Genomic DNA, 23,465 nt, shown 5'->3' on the forward strand with positions numbered 1-23,465 from the left:
TCATGAAAACGCCCGCCGTCGGCATCGTCATCCTGAACTGGAATGGTTGGCGCGACACCATCGAATGCCTGGAAAGCGTGTATGCGCTGGATTACCCGGCGTTCAATGTAGTGTTGGTGGATAACCATTCCAGCGATGATTCGATGAACCAGATCGAAGCGTGGGCGCAATCGGAACGCGGCCGCGCCTTGATCGAGGGCGGGCTGACCCGTTGCAACGCCGGCACCCCGGCCGAAACCGGCTTTCGCCACAAATCGCTGCATCTGATCGACGCGCCCGACAACGGCGGCTTTGCCAAGGGCAACAACCATGGCATCCGTTATTCGATGCAGCAAAACGCCGGCCTGGTCTGGTTGCTCAACAACGATACCGTGGCCGCGCCCGATGCCCTGACCGCGCTGGTGCGCGAAACCCAGCGCAGCCCCGATATCGGCATGTGCGGCTCGGTGCTGGTGTACTACCACAACCGCAGCCAGGTGCAGGCTTATGGCGGCGTGTACTTCAATTTCAAGCTGGCGATGGGCCGACAGCTGGGGCAGGGCGCGCCGGTGGGTGATGTGCGCCTGGGCGAGATCAAGGACAGCGATCTGACCTATATCTCGGGCGCATCGCTGATGCTGACGCGCGCTTTTCTCGACGAAGTCGGCCTGATGGAAGAAAGCTACTTTCTGTATTACGAAGAAGTCGACTGGGCCGTGCGCGGCCGCGACTGGAAGCTGGCCATCGCGCGCGACAGCGTCATTTATCACAAGGAAGGCGGCAGCATCGGCACCAAATCGCTGAGCGCGCGCTCGCCGCTTTCGCAGTACTACCTCTATCGCAACATCATCCGGTTTTACTGGCTGCGCAAACGCTGGTTTTTTCCGGTGGCCGTGGCGCGCGTGCTGCGCGAAATGAGCAACACCGTTAAATCACGCGACTGGAACCTGTTCAAAGCCACGCGCCGGGCCATGGTCGACGGGCTGATGGGCCGCAAAGGCGCCGGCTTCTGAAATCGTGGCGCAGCTCACGACTACGGCTTGTTGACGCATCATTTAAGTTTTTATTCAGGTAAAGCAATACAAGATAGAGGCCGTGCGGATCGCTGCAGCGATGCGCTTGTTTTGAATCTGGTCAACGGAGCATCACGTGTCGAATGTTGAATTACCCGTTTCGGGCGCAGCCGGGCTTGCACAGGCGGTGCCGGAATCAAGAGCAGAAGCGCCCGCGCACAAGCTGGCGCTGGAAGTGGTTTGCTTTACCGGTAATTCTGGCCTCACCGATTATTCCGTTTCCTTGTGCCGCGAAGTCGCCAAACACAATCCGGTGGCCCTGTATACCGCGCAAAGCATCAACCCGCAGTTTGGCAAGATGGGTTTCCGCGTTGAACAAGTGTTCAGACGCACGCGTCAGTATTTTGCTGACGTACCGCGCTACCTGAGCGGCGTGCTCAAGCGGCGGCCGGATGTGGTGCTGTTCCAGGCGCCGCTCAAATATCCGGCGCTGGAAGGTCTGGCCGTGGCCGCCCTGCGCGGTGCCGGTATCCGCGTGGCGCTGACGGTGCATGACGTGCTGCCGCACTACCCCAAACCGTGGAGCAAATCGCTCTACACCTGGTTTTATCGTCAGTTCGACGGTTTGATCGTGCATTCCGAAGCCGCGCGCAAAGCCGTGCTGGCTATGGGCGTACAGCGCCCGATGTTGTGCGTGCCGCATGGCGTGTACGACTTGTTCAACCAGACCAACCCGAGCAAAGCCGCCGCGCGCGCCGCCATTGGTGGCATTGCGCCCACCGACAAGGTGGTGCTGTTTTTTGGCCATCTGGAGCCGCGCAAAGGCTTGCTCGAATTTATCAAGACCGCGCTACTGATGGCGCAGACCCGGCCTGACGTGAAGTTCTTGTTGGCCGGTGGCAGCGACATGAGCAAACACGGCGCGGCTGCTGCCGCCGCGTTTGAGGCCGCGCGCCATATGCCCAATGTGCTGATGCACGACCGGCGTATTCCGTTTGAAGAAGTCGAAAACTACTTTGCCGCCTCCGACGTGGTGGCGCTGCCCTACCTCGAAGGCACCACCAGCGGTGTGCTGAAGCTGGCGCTGGCATTTGGTATTCCCGTCATCGCCACCCGCGTGGGCGACTTTGCCGAAGAAATCCCGGCCGGGGCGGGTGAATTGTTTGAAGCCAACGACATCGCCGAACGTTCGCGCGTGGCCATCGAAACCGTGCTGGCCAACCATGCTCAATACGCCGCGCAGATGGCCACGGCGGCCGATCGCTGCGCGTGGTCGCGCATTGCCGACCAATATCTGACCTTTCTGGGAAGCCTGCCCCGATGAGCAAGCTGCTTAATATCAATAACTATCACTACCCACGCGGTGGCTCGGACGTGGTGTATTTCCGCCACGCCGAAATCTTTGGCGAGATGGGCTGGAACAACGCTTATTTCTCGATGCATCACCCCAAGAACGTGCAGTCCGAATGGTCGCAGTATTTTGTGGATGAGCTGGAGCTGGGCCATCAGTACGCGCTGTGGAAGAAAGTGCTGATGGCGGGCAAGGTGGTGTACTCGTTTGAGGCGCAACGCAAGCTTAACAAGCTGCTGGACCAGTTCCAGCCCGACGTGGCGCATCTGCACTGCATTTATCACCATCTTTCGCCTGCGATTCTGCCAGTGCTGAAGTCACGCGGTATTCCGGTGGTGATGACGGCGCATGATCTCAAGCTGGCCTGCCCGGCCTATCTGATGCTGAACAAAACCGGCATCTGCGAAAAATGCAGCGATGGCAATGTGCTGAATGTGATCAAGCACAAATGCATTAAAGGCTCGACCCTGGCCAGCGCAATTGTCGGCGCCGAAGCGTGGGTAAACCAGCAACTGAATACCTGGCACGACAACCTGGATGCGGTGGTGGTGCCGAGCAAGTTTTATATCGAGAAGTTTGTGCAATGGGGCATGCCGCGCGAGCGCTTCCACTATGTGCCCAACTTTGTCGAAGCCGGGCTGTTTGAGCCCAACTATCAGGTGGGCGATTACTTTCTCTACTTTGGCCGGCTGAGCTGGGAAAAAGGCGTGCCCACGCTGATCCGCGCTGCCGCCAAAGCGGGCGTCAAGCTCAAGCTGGCTGGTACCGGCCCGGAAGATGCGCAGCTGAAGCAACTGGCGGCTGATCTGGGCGCCGATGTCGAATTCATGGGCTTTTGCGCTGGCGAAAAACTGCACAACCTGATCAAGGGCGCGCGCGCCGTGGTGCTGCCGTCCGAATGGTATGAAAACGCCCCGATGAGCGTGCTGGAATCGTTTGCCCTCGGCAAAACGGTGATCGGCGCCGACATCGGCGGCATCCCGGAACTGCTGCGCGCCGACAGCACGGGCTGGAGTTTCCCCAGCGCCGACGTCGATGCACTGGCCGCCCGGATTGAGGAAGTCTCTGCGCTGCCCGACGCCACGCTCAACGATATGGGCCGCCAGGCGCGGCAACTGGTCGAGCGTGAATTCAGCAAACAACGATATATGGAAGGCGTGCGCGATGTGTACGCCCGTCTGGGAGTGCATTGATGGACAAGAAGATCAGCATCCTTGGTATTCGCGGCGTCCCCGCCGCGCATGGCGGCTTTGAAACCTTTGCCGAATTTCTGGCGCTGTACCTGACCGCGCAAGGCTGGAAAGTGACTGTGTATTGCCAGCACGAAGGCAATGGCCCGATCACCGAGGACGAATGGCGCGGCGTGCGCCGCATCAATATCCCGGTAGCGGGCGATGGCGCCAAATCCACCATCATCTTTGACTGGATCTCCACCAGACATGCCGCCAAGGTGGGCGATCTGTGCCTGACGCTGGGCTATAACACCGCCATTTTCTGCGCCTGGTTGCGTCTGCGTGGCGTCAACAATGTCATCAATATGGATGGCATTGAGTGGAAGCGCGCTAAGTGGGGCATCGTCGCCAAAACCTGGTTCTGGATGAATGAATGGGCTGGCTCCTTCCTCGGCAACCATCTGGTGGCTGACCATCCCGAAATCAAAAAGCATCTGGCGCGTGGCACCTCGGAAAGCCGCATCACCATGATTCCGTACGGCGCGGACCGGGTGGCAAGTTATAGCGATGACGTGCTGGCCAAATACGATCTGCAGCCGGGCCAATACGGCCTGTTGATTGCGCGGGCAGAGCCGGAAAACTCGATTCTGGAAGTGGTGCGCGCGTGGTCGCGGCAGCAACGCGGCATGCCGCTGGTGGTGCTGGGCAACTACAAGCCGGATGAGCACGCTTATCACCGCGAAGTCAAAGCCGCAGCGGGGCCGGAAGTGCGCTTTGTCGGCGCGATTTACGACAAGAACGTGGTCAGCAGTCTGCGTGCCGGTTGCCGCTTTTATGTGCACGGCCACCAGGTGGGCGGCACCAATCCGTCGCTGGTAGAAGCGTTGGGCGCGGGCAATGCCGTGCTGGGCCACGACAACCGTTTTAACCGTTGGGTGGCAGCGGGCTCGGGCGTTTATTTTGCCAACGAAGCCGAATGCGCCGAACGCATCGAAGAACTGGTCCACGACGACAAGCTGGTGGCGCAACTGCAAGTGCAGGCGCTGGCGCAATTCCATAGTCGCTTTGAATGGACCGACGTGCTGGCGCAATACGAAACCTTGCTGGCCGAATGGCTGCCGCAAGGCGCTGCGCTCAAATCAGAACAAGCCTCAGGAGCAAAAGCATGATACTCGTAACCGGTGGTGCCGGCTTTATAGGCGGCAATTTCGTGCTGGACTGGCTCGCGCAGAGCGATGAGCCGGTGATTAACGTCGACAAACTGACCTACGCCGGCAACCTGGACACGCTGTCCAGCCTGAAAGACGATCCGCGCCATATTTTTGTCCATGCCGGGATTGGTGATCGCGAAGTCATCGGCAAACTGCTGGCCGAACACGATGTGCGCGCCGTGGTTAACTTTGCCGCCGAATCGCATGTAGATCGTTCGATTACCGGGCCGGGTGAGTTTATCCAGACCAATGTGGTGGGCACGTTCAATCTGCTGGATGTGGTGCGCCATTACTGGGGCGATCTGCCCGCCGACAAGAAAGCCGCGTTCCGCTTTCTGCATGTGTCCACCGATGAGGTGTACGGCACGCTCAGCGCCACCGATGCGCCGTTTGCTGAAACCAACCGCTACGAACCGAACAGCCCGTATTCGGCCTCGAAAGCCGCGTCGGACCATCTGGTGCGCGCCTGGCATCACACCTACGGTTTGCCGGTGCTGACCACCAATTGCTCCAACAACTACGGCCCGTATCACTTTCCGGAAAAACTGATTCCGCTGGTGATCCTGAACGCGCTGGCCGGCAAGCCGCTGCCGATTTATGGCGATGGCCAACAGATCCGCGACTGGCTGTACGTCAAAGACCATTGCTCGGCCATCCGCCGCGTACTGGCCGACGGCAAAGTGGGCGAGACCTACAACGTGGGCGGCTGGAACGAAAAAGCCAACCTGGATGTGGTGAACACCATCTGCGGCATTCTGGATGACATCAAACCGCGCGCCGACGGCGCCGCTTATGCCAGCCAGATTACCTATGTGCAGGATCGCCCTGGCCACGACCGCCGCTACGCCATCGACGCGCGCAAGCTGGAACGCGAACTGGGCTGGAAACCGGCTGAGACCTTTGAGACCGGCATCCGCAAAACGGTGCAGTGGTATCTGGATAACGAACAGTGGGTTGGCAATGTCACCAGCGGTAGCTACCGCGAGTGGATCAACCAGCAATACGGAGCTTGAGATGCCGCGCATTCTGTTGACTGGCAAAAACGGCCAGGTGGGCTTTGCCCTGAACCAGACGCTGGCGGTACTCGGCGACGTGACCGCGGTTGACGTGCACGAGTGCGATCTGACCAAACCGGACGCCATCCGCGATCTGATCCTGACGCATCGCCCGGACGTGATCGTGCATCCGGCCGCGTATACCGCAGTGGACAAGGCCGAGAGCGAACAGGAACTGGCCTATGCCATCAACGCGGTGGCGTCGGGCGTGATCGGCGAAGTGGCGGCGCAGATTGGCGCGCCGGTATTCACCTTTTCCACGGACTACGTCTACCCCGGCGACAAAGACGGCTGGTATCAGGAATCGGATGCCACCGGCCCCTTGTCGGTGTATGGCAAAACCAAACTGGCGGGCGAAGTGGCCTTGGCCGCGGCGCAACCCAAGCACGTTACGCTGCGCACCAGCTGGGTATTTGGGCCGTGGGGTGGCAACTTTCTCAAGACCATGCTGCGCCTGGCCAAAGATCGTGATGCGCTGAATGTGGTGGCGGACCAGTACGGCGCGCCCACTTCGGCCAATCTGCTGGCCGATGTGACGGCACAACTGGTGGCGCGCTATCTGGATGATGTCGACGGTGAATATCCGTGGGGCACCTATCACCTGGTGGCGGGTGGCGAAACCAACTGGCACGGCTACGCCAAATATGTGATCGAACACGCGGCCGAGCTGGGCTGGAATCTGCAGGTGAAACCGGAGGCGATCAAGCCGATCCCGGCCAGCGATTACCCGGTGCCCGCGCCACGGCCGTCCAATTCGCGGCTGGATACCACGCTGCTGCGCGAAACCTTTGGCCTGAGCCTGCCCGATTGGCAACACGGCGTGCGCCATACGCTGGCGCTGTTGTCCGCCGGGCGTGGCTGAAGCAGCCAGCGGCAAATCCGATTTCAAAATCACTGGGCGGGCCGCAATCCGCCAGGAGCGACAAAAATGAAAAATCGTAAGGGCATTATCCTGGCCGGCGGTTCGGGCACGCGCCTGTACCCGGCCACCTTGTCGGTATCCAAGCAACTGCTGCCGATCTACGACAAGCCGATGATCTATTACCCGCTGTCGACGCTGCTGCTGGCGGGCATCAAAGACATCCTGATTATCTCGACGCCGCAAGACACGCCGCGCTTTGAGCAACTGTTGGGCGATGGCAGCCAGTGGGGCATCAATCTGCAATACGCGGTGCAACCGAGCCCGGATGGTCTGGCGCAGGCCTTTATCATCGGCGAAGAATTTATTGGCGATGACAACGTGGCGCTGGTGCTGGGCGACAATATTTTCTACGGCCACGATTTCCACGAGCTGCTGCAAGAGGCCTCGGCGCAGGAAAGCGGCGCCACCGTGTTTGCCTATCGCGTGCAGGACCCCGAGCGTTATGGCGTGGTGGAATTCAACGAAGATGGCCGCGCCATCAGCATCGAAGAAAAGCCGACGCAACCGCGTTCCAGCTATGCCGTCACCGGTCTGTATTTCTACGACAACGACGTGGTACGCGTGGCCAAAAACATCAAGCCGTCGCCGCGCGGCGAGCTGGAAATTACCGACGTCAACAGCGTGTATCTGCACGAGCAGACGCTGACCGTTAAAACCATGGGCCGCGGCTACGCGTGGCTGGATACCGGCACGCATGAATCGATGCTGGAAGCCAGCCAGTTTATTCAGACCATCGAATCGCGCCAGGGCCTGAAGGTGTGCTGCCCCGAAGAAATCGCGTATCGCCAGGGCTGGATTAACGCGGGCGATCTGGAAAAGCTGGCGCAGCCGCTGAAGAAAAACGGCTATGGCCGTTATCTGCTTAATCTGATTCACGATCGGGTGTTCTGATGAAAGTGATCGATACCGCCATTGCTGATCTGAAGATCATCGAGCCCACCGTGTTTGGCGACGACCGCGGCTTTTTCTTTGAGAGTTTTAACCAGACGCACTTTAACGAGGCCGTGGGCCGCGAGGTGCAGTTTGTGCAGGACAACCATTCGCGTTCGGCGCGCGGTGTACTGCGCGGGCTGCATTATCAGATTGAACATACGCAGGGCAAACTGGTGCGCGTCGTGGCCGGTGAGGTGTATGACGTGGCGGTGGATATGCGCAAATCGTCGCCTACGTTTGGCCAGCACGTGGGCGTGTTGCTCAGCGCCGAAAACAAACGTCAGTTCTGGGTGCCAGAAGGCTTTGCCCATGGTTTTTTCGTGACCTCGGACTACGCAGAATTCCTCTATAAAACAACTGACTACTGGTTTAAAGACCACGAACGTGCCGTGCGCTGGGATGACCCGGCGCTGGGCATTGAGTGGCCCGCCATCGGCGGTACGCCGCTGTTGTCGCCTAAAGACGCCGCTGCGCCCTTGTTGCGCGATGCGGATACGTTCCAGTAATACGGTCACCAAGGATTACTAACATGGCGCTTATTCCAGTCATTCTGTCGGGCGGTTCCGGCACCCGGATGTGGCCGCTGTCGCGCGCGGGCTATCCCAAACAATTTCTGGCGCTGAACGGCGAGCACAGCTTGCTGCAGCAAACCGCAACGCGCTTGCAAGGCCTGGCCGATGTGGCCGCGCCCATCATCATCACCAATCAGGACCAGCGCTTTCTGGTAGCCGAGCAACTGCGTGCCATCCATGTAGCGCCGCAATCGCTGGTGCTGGAACCGGTGGGCCGCAATACCGCGCCCGCCGTCGCCGTGGCCGCCGTCATCGCCGCGCAATCGGACCCGGAAGCCCTGCTGCTGGTGCTGCCGTCCGATCACGTGATTGAAGACACGGCAAAATTTCGCGTGCTGGTGGACCAGGCGCGTGCCGCCGCAGGGCAGGGCAAGCTGGTGACGTTTGGCATCCAGCCCACGCGCGCACACACCGGCTATGGCTATATTCGCCGCAACATGCCGCTGGCGGGCGCCGCCGGGGCGTATTCGGTGGAGCGCTTTGTAGAAAAACCGAATGCCGAGACGGCACAGCAGTTTGTCGATGAAGGCAATTACTACTGGAACAGCGGCATGTTCCTGTTCAAGGCCAGTACCTATCTGGCTGAACTGGAACGGCTGCAGCCCGAGATGCTGGCGCAAGTGAAACTGGCCATCGACAAGGGCCAGCGCGATCTGGACTTCTTGCGGCTGGACCCGGAAGCCTTCCAGGCTTGCCCCAGCGATTCGATCGATTACGCCGTGATGGAACGCACCGCGCAGGCCGCAGTGCTGGAAGCCGCTGATCTGGGCTGGAACGATATCGGCTCGTGGGCGGCGCTGTCGGAAGTGGCGCAGCACGATGCGGCCGGCAACAACCTGATCGGCGATGTGCTGGTCGAGAACGTCAGCAATAGCTATATCCGCACCGAAGGCCGCATGGTGGCCGCGATCGGGGTGCAGGATCTGGTGATTGTAGAAACCACCGATGCCGTGCTGGTGGCGCATAAAGACCATGTGCAAGACGTGAAGAAGATCGTCGACCGCTTGCAACAAGCGGGCCGTACCGAGCACTTACTGCATCGCCGTGTGTATCGGCCTTGGGGTAACTATGAAGGCCTGGATCAGGGCGATCGCTTCCAGGTGAAGCGCATTGTGGTCAAGCCGGGCGCATCGCTGTCGCTGCAGATGCATCACCATCGCGCCGAACACTGGATTGTGGTGCGCGGCACCGCCAAGGTGGTGAATGGCGACAAAGAACTGCTGCTGTCGGAAAACCAGTCCACCTATATCCCGCTGGGTGCGGTACACCGGCTGGAAAACCCGGGCAAGGTGATGCTGGAGTTGATTGAAGTGCAATCCGGCGCCTATCTGGGCGAGGACGACATTGTGCGGCTGCAGGACGTGTACGGCCGCGGCTAAGTGTTTTGAGGGCTACGGCTCTCGATCCAATCGAACCAACCGCGCCAGCATCATGCTGGCGCTTTCATGACGGGATGCTGCTATGACCACATTGACCTGCTTCAAGGCCTATGACATTCGCGGGCGGCTGGGCGACGAGTTGAACGAAGACATCGCCTGGCGCATCGGGCGCGCCTTTGCCGAACAGTTCAAACCCAAACGCGTGGCAGTGGGCGGCGATGTGCGCCTGACCAGCGAGTCGCTCAAACTGGCGCTGGCCAATGGCTTGATGGATGGCGGCGTTGATGTAATCGACCTGGGCCTGACCGGCACCGAGGAAGTTTATTTCGCCGCATTCCACCTGGATGTGGACGGTGCCATCGAAGTGACCGCCAGCCACAATCCCATCGATTACAACGGCATGAAGCTGGTGCTGGGCGGGGCGATTCCGGTGAGCGGCGACAGCGGCTTGCATGAGGTGCGCAAACTGGCCGAGGCCAATGAGTTTGCGGCGGTTGCACAACGCGGCACGCTGACGCAGCAGTCGGTGCTGGACGACTATATCTATCATCTGCTCGGTTATATCGATCTGAAAAAAATGCGGCCGCTCAAGCTGGTGGTGAACGCAGGCAACGGTGCCGCGGGCCACGTGATCGATGCGCTGGAAAAAGCCTTTGCCTGCGCGCGCGCGCCGATCCAGTTGATCAAGCTGTACAACGAGCCGGACGGCACCTTTCCGCATGGCATTCCCAACCCGCTATTGCCGGAAAACCGTGCCGCCACTTCGGACGCGGTGCGCGAACACAAGGCGGATATGGGCATCGCGTGGGACGGCGACTTTGACCGCTGCTTTCTGTTTGATGAGCACGGCGAGTTTATCGAAGGCTATTACATCGTCGGCTTGCTGGCGGAAGCATTTCTGCAAACCCATCCGGGCGAGAAGATCATCCACGACCCACGGTTGACCTGGAACACTGTGGAAATCGTCAAAGCCACCGGCGGCGTGCCGGTGCAGAGCAAAACCGGCCATGCGTTTATCAAGGAGCGTATGCGCGCCGAAAACGCGATTTATGGCGGCGAGATGAGCGCACACCACTATTTCCGCGATTTTGCCTATTGCGATAGCGGAATGATCCCGTGGCTGCTGGTGGCGCAGTTAATCAGCGTGAAAGACAAGGCGCTGTCGCAACTGGTATCAGAGCGCATCAGCCAGTTTCCGTCCTCGGGTGAGATCAATCGCAAAGTGCCCGACGCGGCTGCGGCCATTGCCCGCGTGCGTGGCGAATATGAAGGACATGCAAGTCTGATCGACGAGACTGATGGCATCAGCATGGAATATGGCAGCTGGCGCTTTAATCTGCGTTCATCCAATACCGAGCCGGTGCTGCGGCTGAACGTGGAAAGCCGTGGCGATCATGGCTTGATGCTGCAACAGACCGAGCGGATTTTGCAGTTGGTGGATGCGGCATAAGGCGGGATCGCGGGCGTTTTGATATTGCGGCGATGGCCGATGATCAAAACGCCCGCTGTATTTGCGGTCCCGCGCCTGCCCGCAGCGCTGATCTTTGGGCAGGACAATAAAAAACGGCAGCCGAAGCTGCCGTTTGTTGTTGCTGCGGCGGATTAAACGCTGCGGCGACGTGCGCGTGCTGCAACCAGTGCAACCAGGCCCAGACCCATCAGGGCATAGGTTTCAGGTTCCGGTACCGGAGCGGTCGGGCCAGCGCCGACTGCGAAGATACCCAGCGAGAAGTTGCCTTGATTCAGGTAGCCAGCACCGGTGCCTTTCAGCACATAGGTGTAGACCGCGCCCGGATCAAAGGTCACGCCCAGATAGCTGTTGGCGCCCACAGTGCCCAGCAGGGTGGAGCCTTCATACAGCGACAGCGACGAGTTCAGGAAAGAGAACGCGTTCGGCACATCAGCGATGGAGTAGTAGGCGGTCAGTGCGCCAGCCAGGGTGCCGGTGTCCAGCGTCCACGAACCGGTGTATTCGCCGGTGACAGGGCCCGCTGCGGTGTAGACGTTAATACCCTCAGCGATGGTGCCCAGGTCGGTTGCGAAAGCGCCGGCAGAGGCGGTGACCAGCGCGAGGCTGGCGATAACGGTACGAAGTTTCATGTGTAGATCTCCTTGGCAAGTCGGATGGTTTTGTGCCGTTGGTAATACCCTTATGGGGTCCCCGTGACATCAAGCTGTGCGTGCGTCCTTAAGGACGCTTACCAGCAGCTCCCATTCCGGTTCGTGGCCCGGCGGGATTGCTCGATACTGCTTGGGCATCGAGACTTGTTGTGTGCAGCTGAAATCGCAATACGCAGGGTCTTTCTCACCGCGCGCTTTGCACCTGATTTCAGTTGTTGCATGCTACCAAGTAAGCTCTATTCTTTCAATAACTTTTTGCTTTTCGGCGGTAAAACGCAGGAATTTGTAAGAAATACAGTAAATCCTGATAAAGAATAGGCGAAAAACGGCGCTTTTCGGGTGCTGCTGGCGCACCGATCTGGCGCGTGTCAGAATCCCGCGCCGCGCTACAACGCCCAAGCTGCGTTGGATTGCAGGCTTTATTAAAGTAAAACGTCAGTATTCGTAAGTGCGTTTCTGCGACTACAGTGCGCGCGATTATTTCGGCTGCGCCAGCGTGGTGCACGCCTCTTAGTACACAGGACAACAGCACGTGGCCGATAAACGGTGGCAAATCTGGTGCCGAGTCGTCGACAATTTTGGCGATATCGGCGTTTGTTGGCGGCTGGCACGTCAACTACATCACAACTACAACGCGGCGGTGACGCTGTGGGTGGATGATCTGGCTACCTTTGCGCGACTGCATTCGGCGGTGCAACACGCGCCGCTGCAGTCGGTCGAGGGCGTTACCGTGTGCCACTGGACCGAGGCCACGGTCAGTGCGCCCGAGGCAGATGTGGTTATCGAAGCCTTTGCCTGCGAGTTGCCCGCCACTGTCGTAGCCGCAATGCGCCAGCAGCAGCCACCGCCGTTGTGGCTGAATCTGGAATACCTGTCCGCCGAAGCGTGGGTGAGTGATTGCCACGCTTTGCCCTCGCCGCAAGGGGGAGGACTGAACAAGTATTTCTTTTTTCCTGGCTTTAGCAGCGGCACGGGCGGGGTGTTGGGCGAAGATGATCTGCCCGCCCGCCGTGCCGCCTGGGGCCCGTCGCAGCGGCGCGCCTGGCTGAGCGCACACGGGGTGACGGCGCCGGACGATTTCAGCATCAGCCTGTTCGCCTATGAAAACGCCGCGCTGCCTGCCTTGTTAAAGCAGTGGGCGGACAGTGCCCAGCCCTTGAATATTCTGGTGCCGGAAGGACGGATCTGGACTTCGCTGGCCGCGACGGCAGGGCCCGTGCATGCGGGCGCACGTTTGCAGCATGGCGCGGCCACGATTTATCCGCTGCCCATGAGCCCGCAAGCTGAATACGACGCCTTGCTCTGGAGTTGCGATCTGAACTTTGTGCGTGGCGAAGACAGCTTTGTGCGCGGCCAGTGGGCGGCGGCCCCGCTGGTCTGGCACATTTATCCGCAAGACGACGCGGCGCATCAGATCAAGCTGGATGCATTCCTCGATTTGTACCTGGCCACGGCCGAGCCTGCTGCGGCGCAGGCTTTACGCGCGCTGACGCAGGGATGGAATGACGGCGCGCTTGTCACAAATGCGTGGCAGGGTGTGGCCGCACACTGGCCCGCCTTGCAAACACATGCCCGCCAGTGGGCCGCCCATCTGGAGGGCCTGGGGAATTTAGCCGCCAATCTGGCCAGATTCGCCAATGCCAGGCTAAAATAGCCGGTTTTTAAAATCCCGTTTAGCGACCGGCTGCAGCGTGCCGGTTATGAACAGCAACGTTTCAGCTTATTGCAACAGGAAGATTTTGAGATGAAGACCGCACAGGAAGTCCGTTCGGGTAACGTAATCATGGTCGACGGCGCACCCCTGGTTGTGCAAAAGACCGAATACAACAAGTCGGGCCGTAACTCCGCTGTTGTAAAAATGAAGATGAAGAACCTGCTGACCGATGCCCCGTCTGAGGCCATCTACAAGGCAGACGACAAGTTCGACGTCGTGGTTCTGGACAAGAAAGACTGCACCTACTCGTATTTCGCTGACCCGATGTACGTATTTATGGATGCCGAATTCAACCAGTACGAAGTCGAAGCCGAAAACGTCGGCGACGCAGTTGGCTTTATCGTTGATGGCATGGAAGACCAGTGCGAAGTGACGTTCTACGACGGCAAGGCGATCTCGGTTGAACTGCCGACCACCATCGTGCGCGAAGTGGAATACACCGAACCGGCCGTCCGTGGCGACACGTCGGGCAAGGTGATGAAGCCGGCTCGTCTGAAAGGCACCACCACCGAGATTCAGGTGGCTGCGTTTATCGAAATCGGTGATCGCATCGAAATCGATACCCGCACCTTCGAATTCAAGAAGCGCGCTTAAGTCTTAAGCCCGCCGCTTGAAACAAAAAAACCCGCTAGCCAGCGGGTTTTTTTACGCCTGTAGCTCATCCGGGATGCTCCAACCGAGCCCGCGCACCACATCGCCAAAGTCAGCAGCCAGTGGGCAGGTGAGGGCGATGGCCGCGCCCGTTACCGGATGGGGAAACTGCATGGCGCTGCAGGCCAGCAACAAACGCGCGTGGCCAAATACTTCGGCAAATTTGCGATTGTGCTGACCTTTGCCATAAGTAGCGTCGCCGATGATGGGATGGCTGATGTGCTTGAGGTGGCGGCGTAACTGATGGCGTCGTCCGGTGATCGGGTTTAGTTCGACCAGCGCGTAGCGGCTTTCCGGATATTTATCGATTTGCCACGGCTGGGTGGTGGTGGCCAGGGTCTTGTATTCGGTTACCGCATCCTGGATCGGGCCTTGCGGCGCGCCTGCGCGGATTTCTGATTCATCCAGCTGCTTGGCCAGCGCATGGTCGATGACGCCCGCGTCGCTGGGCCAACCGCGCACGATGGCGTGATAGCGCTTGTGCACTTGCTGATGCTCAAACGCCAACGACAAGGCGCGGCCCGCTTCCGGGTTCAGGCCAAACAACAGCAAGCCGGAGGTGCCTTTATCTAGCCGGTGTGCCGGATACACCCGGCGGCCCAACTGATCGCGCAGCAATTGCACGGCAAAGCGCGTTTCGTGGCGATCCAGCATGGAGCGATGCACCAGCAAGCCCGAAGGCTTGTGGATGGCGACGATCTGCTCGTCCATAAACACAATCGGTAATGCCAAGGCTGTTTATTCCGCGCCAAACGCACGCATGCGCAAGATTCTGAGTTGGTCGCGCATTTGCGCGGCTTTCTCGAATTCCAGATTCTTGGCGGCGGCCAGCATTTCTTTCTCCAGCCGCTTGAGTTCTCGTGCCAGGTCTTTCTGGTCCATTTCTTCCACCAGACGCTGGCTCTTGGCCTCGAGCCGATCGGCTGCGGCCTCTTCGGCGTTATACACGCCGTCGATAATGTCCTTGATGCGCTTGGTAATCGACTTGGGCACGATGCCGTGGTCGAGGTTGAACTGAACCTGCTTGGCGCGTCGGCGTTGGGTTTCGTCGATGGCTTTACGCATCGAATCAGTAACCCGGTCGGCATATAGTATGGCGCGGCCGTTCAGGTTACGCGCGGCGCGGCCTATGGTCTGGATCAAGCTGCGTTCGCTGCGCAAAAAGCCTTCCTTGTCGGCGTCGAGGATGGCCACCAACGACACTTCGGGGATATCCAGACCCTCGCGCAACAAGTTAATGCCGATCAGCACATCGAATACGCCCAGCCGCAGATCGCGAATAATCTCAACGCGCTCCACCGTATCGATGTCCGAGTGCAGATAGCGCACTTTAACGCCGTGCTCGCCGAGGTATTCGGTCAGCTGCTCGGCCATGCGCTTGGTCAGCGTGGTGACCAGCACGCGCTCGCCGATGGCCGCGCGTTTATTGATTTCGGACAGCACATCGTCGACCTGCGTGCCGACCGGGCGCACTTCGATTTCCGGATCGACCAGCCCGGTGGGGCGCACCAGTTGCTCTACCACCTGGCCCTGGTGTTTCTCTTCGTAATCGGCGGGCGTGGCTGAGACAAAAATCGTCTGCGGCATCATGCCTTCAAATTCTTCAAACTTGAGCGGCCGGTTATCCATGGCGCTGGGCATACGGAAACCGTAATCAACCAGGTTTTCTTTGCGCGCGCGGTCGCCACGGTACATGCCGCCAATCTGGCCGATCATCACATGCGATTCATCCAGAAACATCAACGAGTTGCGCGGCAGATAATCGATCAGCGTCGGCGGCGGCTCACCAGCTTTTTTGCCGGAGAAGTGGCGCGAGTAGTTTTCGATGCCTTTGCAAAAGCCCATTTCATTGAGCATTTCCAGATCAAACCGCGTGCGCTGTTCCAGCCGCTGCGCTTCGACCAGTTTGTTTTCTTTGTAATAGAAGTCGAGCCGCGATTTGAGCTCGGTCTTGATGGTCTCGACGGCGCGCAGCACAGTTTCACGCGGGGTGACGTAATGGCTGGACGGAAACACGGTAAAGCGGCCAACGCGTTGTTTGATGTGGCCGGTGAGCGGATCGAACAGGTTGATGGTTTCGATTTCGTCGTCAAACAGGCTGATGCGCACCGCCAGCTCGGCGTTCTCGGCCGGAAAGATGTCGATCACGTCGCCACGCACGCGGAAAGTGCCGCGCGAAAATGCCATTTCGTTGCGCTCGTACTGCATGACGGTCAGGCGTTTGATGATGTCGCGCTGCGGATGGGTTTCGCCCTCTTTGAGGTGCAGAATCATCTTGTGATAATCGCTCGGGTCGCCAATACCGTAGATGGCCGAGACGGTGGCCACGATGATCACATCAGGGCGTTCCAGCATCGCTTTGGTGGCGGACAGCCGCATTTGCTCGATGTGCTCGTTGATCGAGGAATCCTTCTCGATAAACAAGTCTTTGGACGGGACGTAGGCTTCCGGCTGGTAGTAGTCGTAATACGAGACAAAATATTCGACGGCATTTTCCGGAAAGAACTCACGGAATTCGGAATACAACTGCGCTGCCAGCGTTTTGTTCGGCGCCATCACAATGGCTGGCCGACCCGTGCGCGCGATGACATTGGCCATCGTGTAGGTCTTGCCCGAGCCGGTTACGCCCAATAGCGTCTGAAACTGCAAGCCATCGTCCAGACCTTCCACCAACTGGTCGATCGCCACCGGCTGATCTCCGGAAGGCGGAAACGGCTGGAACAGCTTGTACGGCGAATTCGGGAATTCTACAAACACGGGACTATCCTCAAGGCGTTTGCGCAATCGAAGGATTCTACGCGCAAAAAACACTTCATGAAACGAACGTTCTATGAGAAGTGGCGCTGCCCCGGAAAGATTTCAATATCGCCACCGTCGCGACCAAACGGCAGCGTTTTCCTACGCCGGCCTTGATATTGGTTTGCGCTCCGTCTTGGGTTTGGGTTTTAGCTTGGCCCTGGCCCTGGCCCCGCGACAGCGAAGCGCCTCGCAGCATCAACCAAGCCGTGTCGAGGGCTAGTAAAGCCCCGCTCCGGCCACTTTGGACGGTGGGTCTTGACCCACCCTATGCATCCCGTCGCTTCGGCTTTGGCCCTTGACCTGGCCTCAGCAACAGCGAAGCGCATTGCAAGAATCAACAAAGCCGTGTCGGGGGCGCTGCAGTGCGGTCAGTTTGCGTACCGCCGGAACGGAAGAACCGGAGTGGCCAGGCAGGCCATGAGGATTCTGAGTACCGCCGGGACGCAAAATGGCCGTGCTGCAGCGCCCCCCTCTCCACAAAAGAAAAAAACCCCGCGGGTTTAATCGCGGGGTAATGCTGTGCTGCCACGGGATTAGAGTGCACTAACCCGCAGTTGTTCCAGAATTGCCGGATTCTCTAGCGTCGAAACGTCCTGAGTAATCTCTTCGCCCTTGGCAATAACGCGCAGCAGGCGGCGCATGATCTTGCCCGAGCGCGTCTTGGGCAGGTTTTCGCCAAAGCGGATTTCATCCGGCTGCGCAATTTTGCCGATCTCGTGCGCCACCCATTCGCGCAGTTCGCGTGCAATGCGTTTGGCATCCTCGCCTTCGGGGCGGCTTTGCTTCAGCACCACAAACGCCACGACGGCTTCACCCTTGATTTCATGCGGGCGACCCACCACGGCCGCTTCAGCGACCAGCGGGTTAGCCACCAGCGCGGATTCAATTTCCATGGTGCCCAGCCGGTGGCCGGAGACATTCAGCACGTCGTCGATGCGGCCCATGATCCAGATGTAGCCGTTCTCGTCGGTATGCGCCGAATCCCCCGCCAGATACAGCTGGCCGTTGAATTCCTCAGGGAAATACGTTTTCTTGAAGCGATCCGGATCGCCCCAGATGGTACGTACCATCGAAGGCCACGGCTTTTTGATCACCAGCGCACCGCCTTTGCCCGGCTCGACCGGCGCGCCCGATTCATCGACGATATCGGCCAGGATGCCAGGTAAAGGCAGCGTGCAAGAACCCGGTTTGGTCGCCACCGCGCCCGGCAGCGGCGCGATCATATTGGCGCCGGTTTCGGTCTGCCACCACGTATCTACAATCGGGCAACGACCGCCGCCGACCACTTCGTGATACCAGATCCAGGCTTCCGGATTGATCGGTTCGCCGACGGTGCCGAGTAAGCGCAAGCTGCTGAGGTCGTGCTGGCGGGGCAGATCGGCGCCCAGTTTGATCAGCGAACGGATGGCGGTGGGCGCGGTATAGAAGGTGGTGACCTTGTGTCTGGCGATCATGGCCCAGAAACGGTTGGCATCCGGATAAGTCGGGATGCCTTCAAACACCACTTGCGTTGCGCCGATGGCGAGCGGGCCGTAGCAGACATACGAATGCCCGGTAATCCAGCCCACATCGGCGGTGCACCAGAACACATCGTCCGGCTTGTAATCGAATACCCATTTCATTGTCACCAGGGTGCCGAGCAAATAACCGCCGCTGGAATGCTGGATACCCTTGGGTTTGCCGGTAGAGCCACTGGTATACAGAATAAACAGCGGGTCTTCGGCATTCATCCATTCCGGTTCGCACTCGGTCGGCTGTGCTGCCGTCAGCTCGTGCCACCAGACATTGCGTTCATCCCACCGGGCTGGCGTAGTTTGCGTACGTTGGTACACCACGATGTTCTTGATCGATTCGCAGCCGCCCAAGGCCAGCGCGTCGTCGACCACCGCTTGCAGCGGCACCGCTTTGCCGCCACGCAAACCTTCGTTAGCCGTGATGACCAGGCTGGCACGCGCATCGCCGATGCGCTCTTGCAGCGACTTGGCCGAGAAGCCACCAAATACCACCGAATGAATCGCGCCTATGCGGGCGCAGGCTTGCATGGCCACAACCGCTTCGACGCCCATCGGCATATAAACCACCACGCGATCGCCTTTCTTGACGCCCAGGCTGCGCAGGCCATTGGCAAACTGGCACACGCGTTGATGCAATTCGCGATAGGTAACCGGCGTGGAGGTGCCATCGTCGGCTTCGAAGATGATGGCGGGTTTGTCGCCGCTGCCCGCCAGATGCCGGTCCAGGCAGTTGTACGACACGTTCAGCGTGCCGTCTTCAAACCATTTGTAGAACGGGGCCTCGGTGCTGTTCAGCACTTTGCTAAACGGTTGCTTCCATGACACCAGCTCGCGGCCCAGATCGGCCCAGAAGCCTTCGTAATCGCTATTGGCCTGGTCGCACAAGGCGTTGTAACCCTCCATGCCCGATACATTCGCCTTTACGCGAAAGTCCTCTGAGGGCGGAAACAGGCGGTTTTCTTTTAATACCGAGTCGATCGTGCTCATGCGGGCTCCACTGCGGAGTAAGGAATAGTGTGTATGGCACTCTAAAGCTGACTATGGCTGCAATCCAATCGTGTTTTTTGATGCGGCGAATCAGTAACGCTGATATTGCGCCGCAGCATGGCAGCGCATCAGGCAGCGACGGCGGCCCCACGCTAAAAGGCAACGGCGCATGGCATTGCCTGCGTAAAAGCAGACCGTGCCGCGTCAGTGGCGGCTTGCTCCACCCGCCGGGTGCATAAAGCAGCCGCGCACCACCAAAGCCTGCGCGCGCATGTTGCCGCAGCGCGTTCCCCAAAAGGAAAACCCCGCACAGGGCGGGGCTTTCCAACGGTTTTTCTCCGTTTTTCTTTTGCTGCAGGTCATACCTTCGTTTTTTTTTGCTTCGTCTCCAATCCTGCTACGCCTCAGTGGCTTGCCGCCCCCTCCGCGCCCACGCCCGTCATCGAACGCACAAACTGCGCGTCGAAGGCTGCTTTTTCTTGCGCAGCAGCGGCACTGGTATCCATTTTTGAAACCGCCCAGATCACGATAAACGCCAGCGGCATCGAGAAGATAGACGGGTTGTCATAGGGGAAGATCGGTGCGGCATTGCCAAGGATCTTCACCCACACGGTCGGGCCGGTCACGATCATGACCACCGCGCAGATCAGGCCCAGCGAACCACCGGCAACCGCGCCGCGCGTGGTAAGGCCACGCCAGAACATGGCCAGGAACAACACCGGAAAGTTAGCCGAAGCCGCCACCGAAAACGCCAGGCCCACCATAAACGCGACGTTGGTTTTCTGAAACGCGATGCCGAGCAGGATGGCAACCACGCCCAGGCCCAGCGTGGCGTATTTCGACACGCGGATTTCGTGCGCTTCGTTGGTCCGGCCGCGAGCAAACACGTTGGCGTACAAGTCATGCGAGATGGCCGAAGCACCGCTCAGGGTCAGGCCCGACACCACCGCCAGGATGGTGGCAAAGGCCACCGCCGAGATAAAGCCCTGGAACATATCGCCGCCGACCGCGTAGGCGAGGTGGATGGCCGGCATATTGGCGCCACCGATCAACTGGGTAACCTGCTTGCCTTTCTCCATGACCGTGGTGGTGTATTCCGGCTTGCCCATCACCAGCATGATGGCGCCAAAGCCGATGATGAAAGTCAGGATGTAGAAGTAGCCAATAAACCCGGTCGCATAAAACACCGACTTGCGCGCTTCCTTGGCATCTTTAACCGTAAAGAAACGCATCAGGATGTGCGGCAGGCCGGCCGTCCCGAACATCAACCCGATACCCAGCGAAATGGTTTCGATGGGCGAGGTATTGCCCGGCGCCATGATGGCCAGATGCTTGGGGTGTACCGACACCGCAGTCTGGAACAGCGTTTCAAAGCTGAAGCCCGCAGCCTGCATCACCATAAACGCCATAAACGTGGCGCCACACAACAACATCACCGCCTTGATGATCTGCACCCAGGTGGTGGCCAGCATGCCGCCGAAGGTCACATACAACACCATCAACACGCCGACGATAATGACGGCAGTGGCGTAGGGCAGGCCAAACAGCAACTGGATGAGCTGACCTGCGCCCACCATCTGCGCGATCAGATACAAGGTCACCACAATCAGCGTGCCGGTGGCGGCAAAGCTGCGGATCGGGGTTTGTTTAAGGCGATACGAAGCGACATCGGCAAAAGTAAATTTGCCCAGGTTACGCAGGCGTTCGGCCACCAGAAACGTGATGATAGGCCAGCCCACCAGAAAGCCCAGCGAGTAGATCAGCCCGTCATAGCCTTTGGTAAACACCAGCGCCGAGATACCCAGAAACGACGCGGCCGACATGAAGTCGCCCGCAATCGCCAGGCCGTTCTGCAGCCCGGTAATGCCACCGCCCGCTGCGTAAAAGTCCTTGGCCGAACGCGTGCGCCGCGCCGCCCAGTAAGTGATGCCGAGGGTAAACGCGACAAAAATCAGAAAGATGATAATGGCGTGCCAGTTGGTCTCACGTTGCTTGACCGGGCCTTCGAGCGCGCCGGCCGCCCACGTGGGCAAACTGGACAGCAGGGCCATGCTGGCCAGCGTCAGGCGATCAGTTGCGCGCATTGCGAGCCTCCGCGATCACTTGTTGATTAAGCGTATCGAATTCGCCATTGGCGCGACGCACGTAGATACCGGTCAGTACAAACGCCAGCACGATCAGCAGCATGCCCAGCGGAATGCCGATGGTGGTCACACCGCCCGCAAACAGCGGCGTACCCAACACGGACGGGGCCAGCGCAATCATCAGAATCAGACCGATATAGGCCACCAGGATGATGATGGCGAGCGTCCAGCTCAGGCTGCTTTTTTTGTGCACCAGTTCATGAAACCTGGGGTTGTTCTGGATACGCTGGATTACGGGGTCATCCATGCTCTCTCTCCTGAAAAAACAATGCGGTAAGACCGACGCGGGCGTTTATGTGCAGAGTCGTACTGTGCCGTGTGTTCGGGTCGTGCCTCACTGTATGGAGCGCCAGGGGCGGAAGCTAATTGCAATTTTTGATGCGCGAAATCAAAAACGCTTATGCTGCATTGCAAGAAACTGACGTAGAACGGCGTAGTCATTGGCTTGCAGACTACACATTTAATGCGCGATGCAACACGCAGCGCTTGTTTCGGGCAATAATCATCCCCCATGGAAATCTATCAATTACGCACTTTTGTTGCCGTGGCCCAACAGGGGCATCTGACTCAGGCCGCTGAATTACTTCATTTATCTCAGCCCGCCGTGACGGCGCAGATCAAAGCGTTAGAAGAAGAACTGGGCATGGCGCTGTTTGAGCGCTTTCCCGGTGGCGTGCAATTGACTGAAGGCGGCAAGGCTTTCCTACCGGATGCCGAGCATATTCTGGCGGTATCGCGAGAAATGCTTTATCGCGCCAAGGCGATGGTGGCCGAGCCTAAAGGCAAAGTGCGCATCGGCACGGTGGGGGTGGCGGCGCGTTTGCGTATTGGTCCGTGGCTGGCCTTGCTGCGGCAGAAATGCCCGCTGATTACGGTGCAGACCACGCAGGGGATTTCGGGCGCGGTGCTCAATGATGTGCGCAAAAAGACGCTGGATGGCGGGTTCTATTTTGGCCGCAATCCGTTCCAGAACGTCAATTCGCTGCCGTTATCAGAACTGGGTTTTTGCGTTGCCCTGCCATTGAATCTGGCCGAACAACTCAAGCATGCCGACTGGAAAACCCTGGGCAAGGCGCCATGGTTGGGTCTGTCTCAATTTATGAGTCTGAGCGGGATTACCGCCGAGCTTTGGCGTACCCACAATATCGCGCCCAAGCGGGTGGGGGAGTTTGATGACGAAGCCACGCTGGCTGAGTTGGTCAAAGCCGGGCTAGGCGTGTCCTTGTTGGCTGAACGTACCGCGCGCCGCTTTGAAGCAGAGGGTTCGATTGCCTTGTGGCGTGGCGGTGAGGTGGCGATCACTGCGCCGCTGCAGTTTATTTATTCGGCGGATCGGCAAAGTGATCCGATGCTGGCTTTGCTGCTGGATTCTTTGCGCGAGATCTGGCCGCAGACCGAAGCCTGATAGAAACCGGCGCAGCAAAACAAAAAACCCACGCATAGGTGGGTTTTTTGTTTTCCGTCCGGCACAGGACCAGGGAATCCGTTTGCCGTTGGGCGGAGCCAACGACGCGCTGAATTACTTCAGCTTGGTTTCCTTGTACATCACGTGCTTGCGGGCAACCGGATCGAACTTTTTGATTTCCATCTTTTCCGGCATGGTGCGCTTGTTCTTGGTGGTCGTGTAGAAGTGACCGGTACCAGCGCTGGATTCGAGCTTGATCTTTTCACGCATGATCTTTACCTATTACAGTTCGCCGCGTGCGCGGAGGTCGGCCAGGACGGTGTCGATACCGTTCTTGTCGATGGTGCGCAGGGCAGCGTTGGATACGCGCAGGCGCACCCAGCGGTTTTCGCTCTCAACCCAGAAACGACGGGATTGGAGGTTCGGGAGAAAACGACGTTTCGTTTTGTTGTTGGCGTGGGAAACGTTGTTCCCGGTTACCGGACGCTTGCCGGTAACGATGCATACACGTGCCATGGTTTAGGATTCCCTGACTTCTGGAAA

The 23,465-nt window shown here is 58.9% G+C and carries 20 protein-coding genes and 1 pseudogene; 13 read left to right on the forward strand and 8 right to left on the reverse strand.

What is annotated here, in order from left to right; genetic code table 11:
* Window positions 1–2 precede the first annotated feature (2 nt).
* The 10 genes from ACYQ1A_RS10125 (at window position 3) to ACYQ1A_RS10170 (ending at window position 11,037) form a co-directional block, all read left to right on the forward strand.
* Window positions 3–992: a glycosyltransferase family 2 protein gene (locus ACYQ1A_RS10125; protein ID WP_499361922.1), complete on the forward strand. Its 990-nt coding sequence runs from the start codon at window positions 3–5 to the stop codon at window positions 990–992.
* Window positions 993–1,128: 136 nt separating this feature from the next.
* On the forward strand, window positions 1,129–2,316 hold the full coding sequence (locus ACYQ1A_RS10130; RefSeq protein ID WP_499361923.1) for a glycosyltransferase: 1,188 nt from the start codon (window positions 1,129–1,131) through the stop codon (window positions 2,314–2,316).
* The gene (locus ACYQ1A_RS10135; RefSeq protein WP_499361924.1) at window positions 2,313–3,536 is read left to right on the forward strand and encodes a glycosyltransferase family 4 protein; all 1,224 of its coding nucleotides are present in this window, start codon (window positions 2,313–2,315) and stop codon (window positions 3,534–3,536) included. Before ACYQ1A_RS10130 ends, ACYQ1A_RS10135 begins: the two co-directional genes overlap by 4 nt.
* Window positions 3,536–4,684, forward strand: coding sequence for a DUF1972 domain-containing protein (locus tag ACYQ1A_RS10140; protein WP_499361925.1), 1,149 nt, complete (start codon window positions 3,536–3,538; stop codon window positions 4,682–4,684). Before ACYQ1A_RS10135 ends, ACYQ1A_RS10140 begins: the two co-directional genes overlap by 1 nt.
* Window positions 4,681–5,739: a dTDP-glucose 4,6-dehydratase gene (gene rfbB, locus ACYQ1A_RS10145; RefSeq protein ID WP_499361926.1), complete on the forward strand. Its 1,059-nt coding sequence runs from the start codon at window positions 4,681–4,683 to the stop codon at window positions 5,737–5,739. Before ACYQ1A_RS10140 ends, rfbB begins: the two co-directional genes overlap by 4 nt.
* Before the next feature lies 1 nt (window position 5,740).
* A complete protein-coding gene (gene rfbD / locus ACYQ1A_RS10150; protein WP_499361927.1) occupies window positions 5,741–6,643 on the forward strand; it encodes a dTDP-4-dehydrorhamnose reductase in 903 nt (300 codons plus the stop codon).
* A gap of 66 nt (window positions 6,644–6,709) precedes the next feature.
* Entirely contained in the window at window positions 6,710–7,594 is an 885-nt protein-coding gene (gene rfbA / locus ACYQ1A_RS10155; RefSeq protein WP_499361928.1) for a glucose-1-phosphate thymidylyltransferase RfbA, read from the forward strand.
* Window positions 7,594–8,142 carry a dTDP-4-dehydrorhamnose 3,5-epimerase gene (gene rfbC, locus ACYQ1A_RS10160; RefSeq protein WP_053938684.1) on the forward strand — a complete coding sequence of 183 codons (549 nt, stop codon included), beginning with the start codon at window positions 7,594–7,596 and terminating at the stop codon, window positions 8,140–8,142. Before rfbA ends, rfbC begins: the two co-directional genes overlap by 1 nt.
* Before the next feature lie 23 nt (window positions 8,143–8,165).
* Entirely contained in the window at window positions 8,166–9,587 is a 1,422-nt protein-coding gene (locus ACYQ1A_RS10165) for a mannose-1-phosphate guanylyltransferase/mannose-6-phosphate isomerase (RefSeq protein WP_499361929.1), read from the forward strand.
* An 82-nt stretch (window positions 9,588–9,669) separates the two neighbouring features.
* On the forward strand, window positions 9,670–11,037 hold the full coding sequence (locus ACYQ1A_RS10170) for a phosphohexomutase domain-containing protein (RefSeq protein ID WP_499361930.1): 1,368 nt from the start codon (window positions 9,670–9,672) through the stop codon (window positions 11,035–11,037).
* A 152-nt stretch (window positions 11,038–11,189) separates the two neighbouring features.
* Here the strand turns inward: ACYQ1A_RS10170 and ACYQ1A_RS10175 are convergent.
* Window positions 11,190–11,279, reverse strand: a pseudogene (locus tag ACYQ1A_RS10175) (PEP-CTERM sorting domain-containing protein); the annotation flags it as partial.
* Window positions 11,280–12,240: 961 nt separating this feature from the next.
* Here ACYQ1A_RS10175 and earP point away from each other — a divergent pair.
* Both earP and efp read left to right on the forward strand, forming a co-directional pair.
* On the forward strand, window positions 12,241–13,362 hold the full coding sequence (gene earP, locus ACYQ1A_RS10180; RefSeq protein ID WP_499361931.1) for an elongation factor P maturation arginine rhamnosyltransferase EarP: 1,122 nt from the start codon (window positions 12,241–12,243) through the stop codon (window positions 13,360–13,362).
* Window positions 13,363–13,452: 90 nt separating this feature from the next.
* A complete protein-coding gene (gene efp / locus ACYQ1A_RS10185; protein WP_053937294.1) occupies window positions 13,453–14,016 on the forward strand; it encodes an elongation factor P in 564 nt (187 codons plus the stop codon).
* 51 nt (window positions 14,017–14,067) lie between these two features.
* Here efp and ACYQ1A_RS10190 read toward each other — a convergent pair whose 3' ends face one another.
* From ACYQ1A_RS10190 to ACYQ1A_RS10210, 5 genes are all read right to left on the reverse strand, one after another.
* Window positions 14,068–14,805, reverse strand: a complete 738-nt coding sequence (locus tag ACYQ1A_RS10190; protein ID WP_499361932.1) for a pseudouridine synthase — start codon at window positions 14,803–14,805, stop codon at window positions 14,068–14,070.
* Window positions 14,806–14,811: 6 nt separating this feature from the next.
* The gene (gene uvrB / locus ACYQ1A_RS10195) at window positions 14,812–16,830 is read right to left on the reverse strand and encodes an excinuclease ABC subunit UvrB (protein ID WP_499361933.1); all 2,019 of its coding nucleotides are present in this window, start codon (window positions 16,828–16,830) and stop codon (window positions 14,812–14,814) included.
* Between the two features lie 575 nt (window positions 16,831–17,405).
* Window positions 17,406–19,373, reverse strand: coding sequence for an acetate--CoA ligase (acs, locus tag ACYQ1A_RS10200; protein WP_499361934.1), 1,968 nt, complete (start codon window positions 19,371–19,373; stop codon window positions 17,406–17,408).
* A 404-nt stretch (window positions 19,374–19,777) separates the two neighbouring features.
* Window positions 19,778–21,457, reverse strand: coding sequence for a cation acetate symporter (locus tag ACYQ1A_RS10205; protein ID WP_499361935.1), 1,680 nt, complete (start codon window positions 21,455–21,457; stop codon window positions 19,778–19,780).
* Window positions 21,444–21,764 carry a DUF485 domain-containing protein gene (locus ACYQ1A_RS10210; RefSeq protein WP_499361936.1) on the reverse strand — a complete coding sequence of 107 codons (321 nt, stop codon included), beginning with the start codon at window positions 21,762–21,764 and terminating at the stop codon, window positions 21,444–21,446. The genes ACYQ1A_RS10205 and ACYQ1A_RS10210 overlap by 14 nt, the downstream gene beginning before the upstream one ends.
* Window positions 21,765–22,028: 264 nt before the next feature.
* Between ACYQ1A_RS10210 and ACYQ1A_RS10215 the strand changes: the two genes are divergently transcribed.
* Window positions 22,029–22,922 (forward strand): LysR family transcriptional regulator, encoded by an 894-nt coding sequence (locus ACYQ1A_RS10215; protein ID WP_499361937.1) that lies wholly within the window; start codon window positions 22,029–22,031, stop codon window positions 22,920–22,922.
* 114 nt (window positions 22,923–23,036) lie between these two features.
* On the opposite strand, the gene rpmG is transcribed toward ACYQ1A_RS10215, so the two are convergent.
* Window positions 23,037–23,192, reverse strand: a complete 156-nt coding sequence (rpmG, locus tag ACYQ1A_RS10220; RefSeq protein WP_013441158.1) for a 50S ribosomal protein L33 — start codon at window positions 23,190–23,192, stop codon at window positions 23,037–23,039.
* A 12-nt stretch (window positions 23,193–23,204) separates the two neighbouring features.
* On the reverse strand, window positions 23,205–23,438 hold the full coding sequence (rpmB, locus tag ACYQ1A_RS10225) for a 50S ribosomal protein L28 (RefSeq protein ID WP_499361938.1): 234 nt from the start codon (window positions 23,436–23,438) through the stop codon (window positions 23,205–23,207).
* Between the last annotated feature and the right edge of the window lie 27 nt (window positions 23,439–23,465).

It is taken from the genome of Silvimonas sp. JCM 19000, assembly GCF_054652575.1.

Excerpts from the sequence above, each read along its gene's own strand:
- rpmG (WP_013441158.1), bottom strand. The coding sequence starts at position 23,192 with ATGCGTGAAAAGATCAAGCTCGAATCCAGCGCTGGTACCGGTCACTTC.
- ACYQ1A_RS10210 (WP_499361936.1), bottom strand. The coding sequence starts at position 21,764 with ATGGATGACCCCGTAATCCAGCGTATCCAGAACAACCCCAGGTTTCAT.
- rfbC (WP_053938684.1), top strand. The coding sequence starts at position 7,594 with ATGAAAGTGATCGATACCGCCATTGCTGATCTGAAGATCATCGAGCCC.
- ACYQ1A_RS10215 (WP_499361937.1), top strand. The coding sequence starts at position 22,029 with ATGGAAATCTATCAATTACGCACTTTTGTTGCCGTGGCCCAACAGGGG.
- ACYQ1A_RS10135 (WP_499361924.1), top strand. The coding sequence starts at position 2,313 with ATGAGCAAGCTGCTTAATATCAATAACTATCACTACCCACGCGGTGGC.
- ACYQ1A_RS10125 (WP_499361922.1), top strand. The coding sequence starts at position 3 with ATGAAAACGCCCGCCGTCGGCATCGTCATCCTGAACTGGAATGGTTGG.
- acs (WP_499361934.1), bottom strand. The coding sequence starts at position 19,373 with ATGAGCACGATCGACTCGGTATTAAAAGAAAACCGCCTGTTTCCGCCC.
- rfbB (WP_499361926.1), top strand. The coding sequence starts at position 4,681 with ATGATACTCGTAACCGGTGGTGCCGGCTTTATAGGCGGCAATTTCGTG.
- rpmB (WP_499361938.1), bottom strand. The coding sequence starts at position 23,438 with ATGGCACGTGTATGCATCGTTACCGGCAAGCGTCCGGTAACCGGGAAC.
- ACYQ1A_RS10165 (WP_499361929.1), top strand. The coding sequence starts at position 8,166 with ATGGCGCTTATTCCAGTCATTCTGTCGGGCGGTTCCGGCACCCGGATG.
- ACYQ1A_RS10170 (WP_499361930.1), top strand. The coding sequence starts at position 9,670 with ATGACCACATTGACCTGCTTCAAGGCCTATGACATTCGCGGGCGGCTG.
- rfbD (WP_499361927.1), top strand. The coding sequence starts at position 5,741 with ATGCCGCGCATTCTGTTGACTGGCAAAAACGGCCAGGTGGGCTTTGCC.
- ACYQ1A_RS10205 (WP_499361935.1), bottom strand. The coding sequence starts at position 21,457 with ATGCGCGCAACTGATCGCCTGACGCTGGCCAGCATGGCCCTGCTGTCC.
- efp (WP_053937294.1), top strand. The coding sequence starts at position 13,453 with ATGAAGACCGCACAGGAAGTCCGTTCGGGTAACGTAATCATGGTCGAC.
- ACYQ1A_RS10140 (WP_499361925.1), top strand. The coding sequence starts at position 3,536 with ATGGACAAGAAGATCAGCATCCTTGGTATTCGCGGCGTCCCCGCCGCG.
- rfbA (WP_499361928.1), top strand. The coding sequence starts at position 6,710 with ATGAAAAATCGTAAGGGCATTATCCTGGCCGGCGGTTCGGGCACGCGC.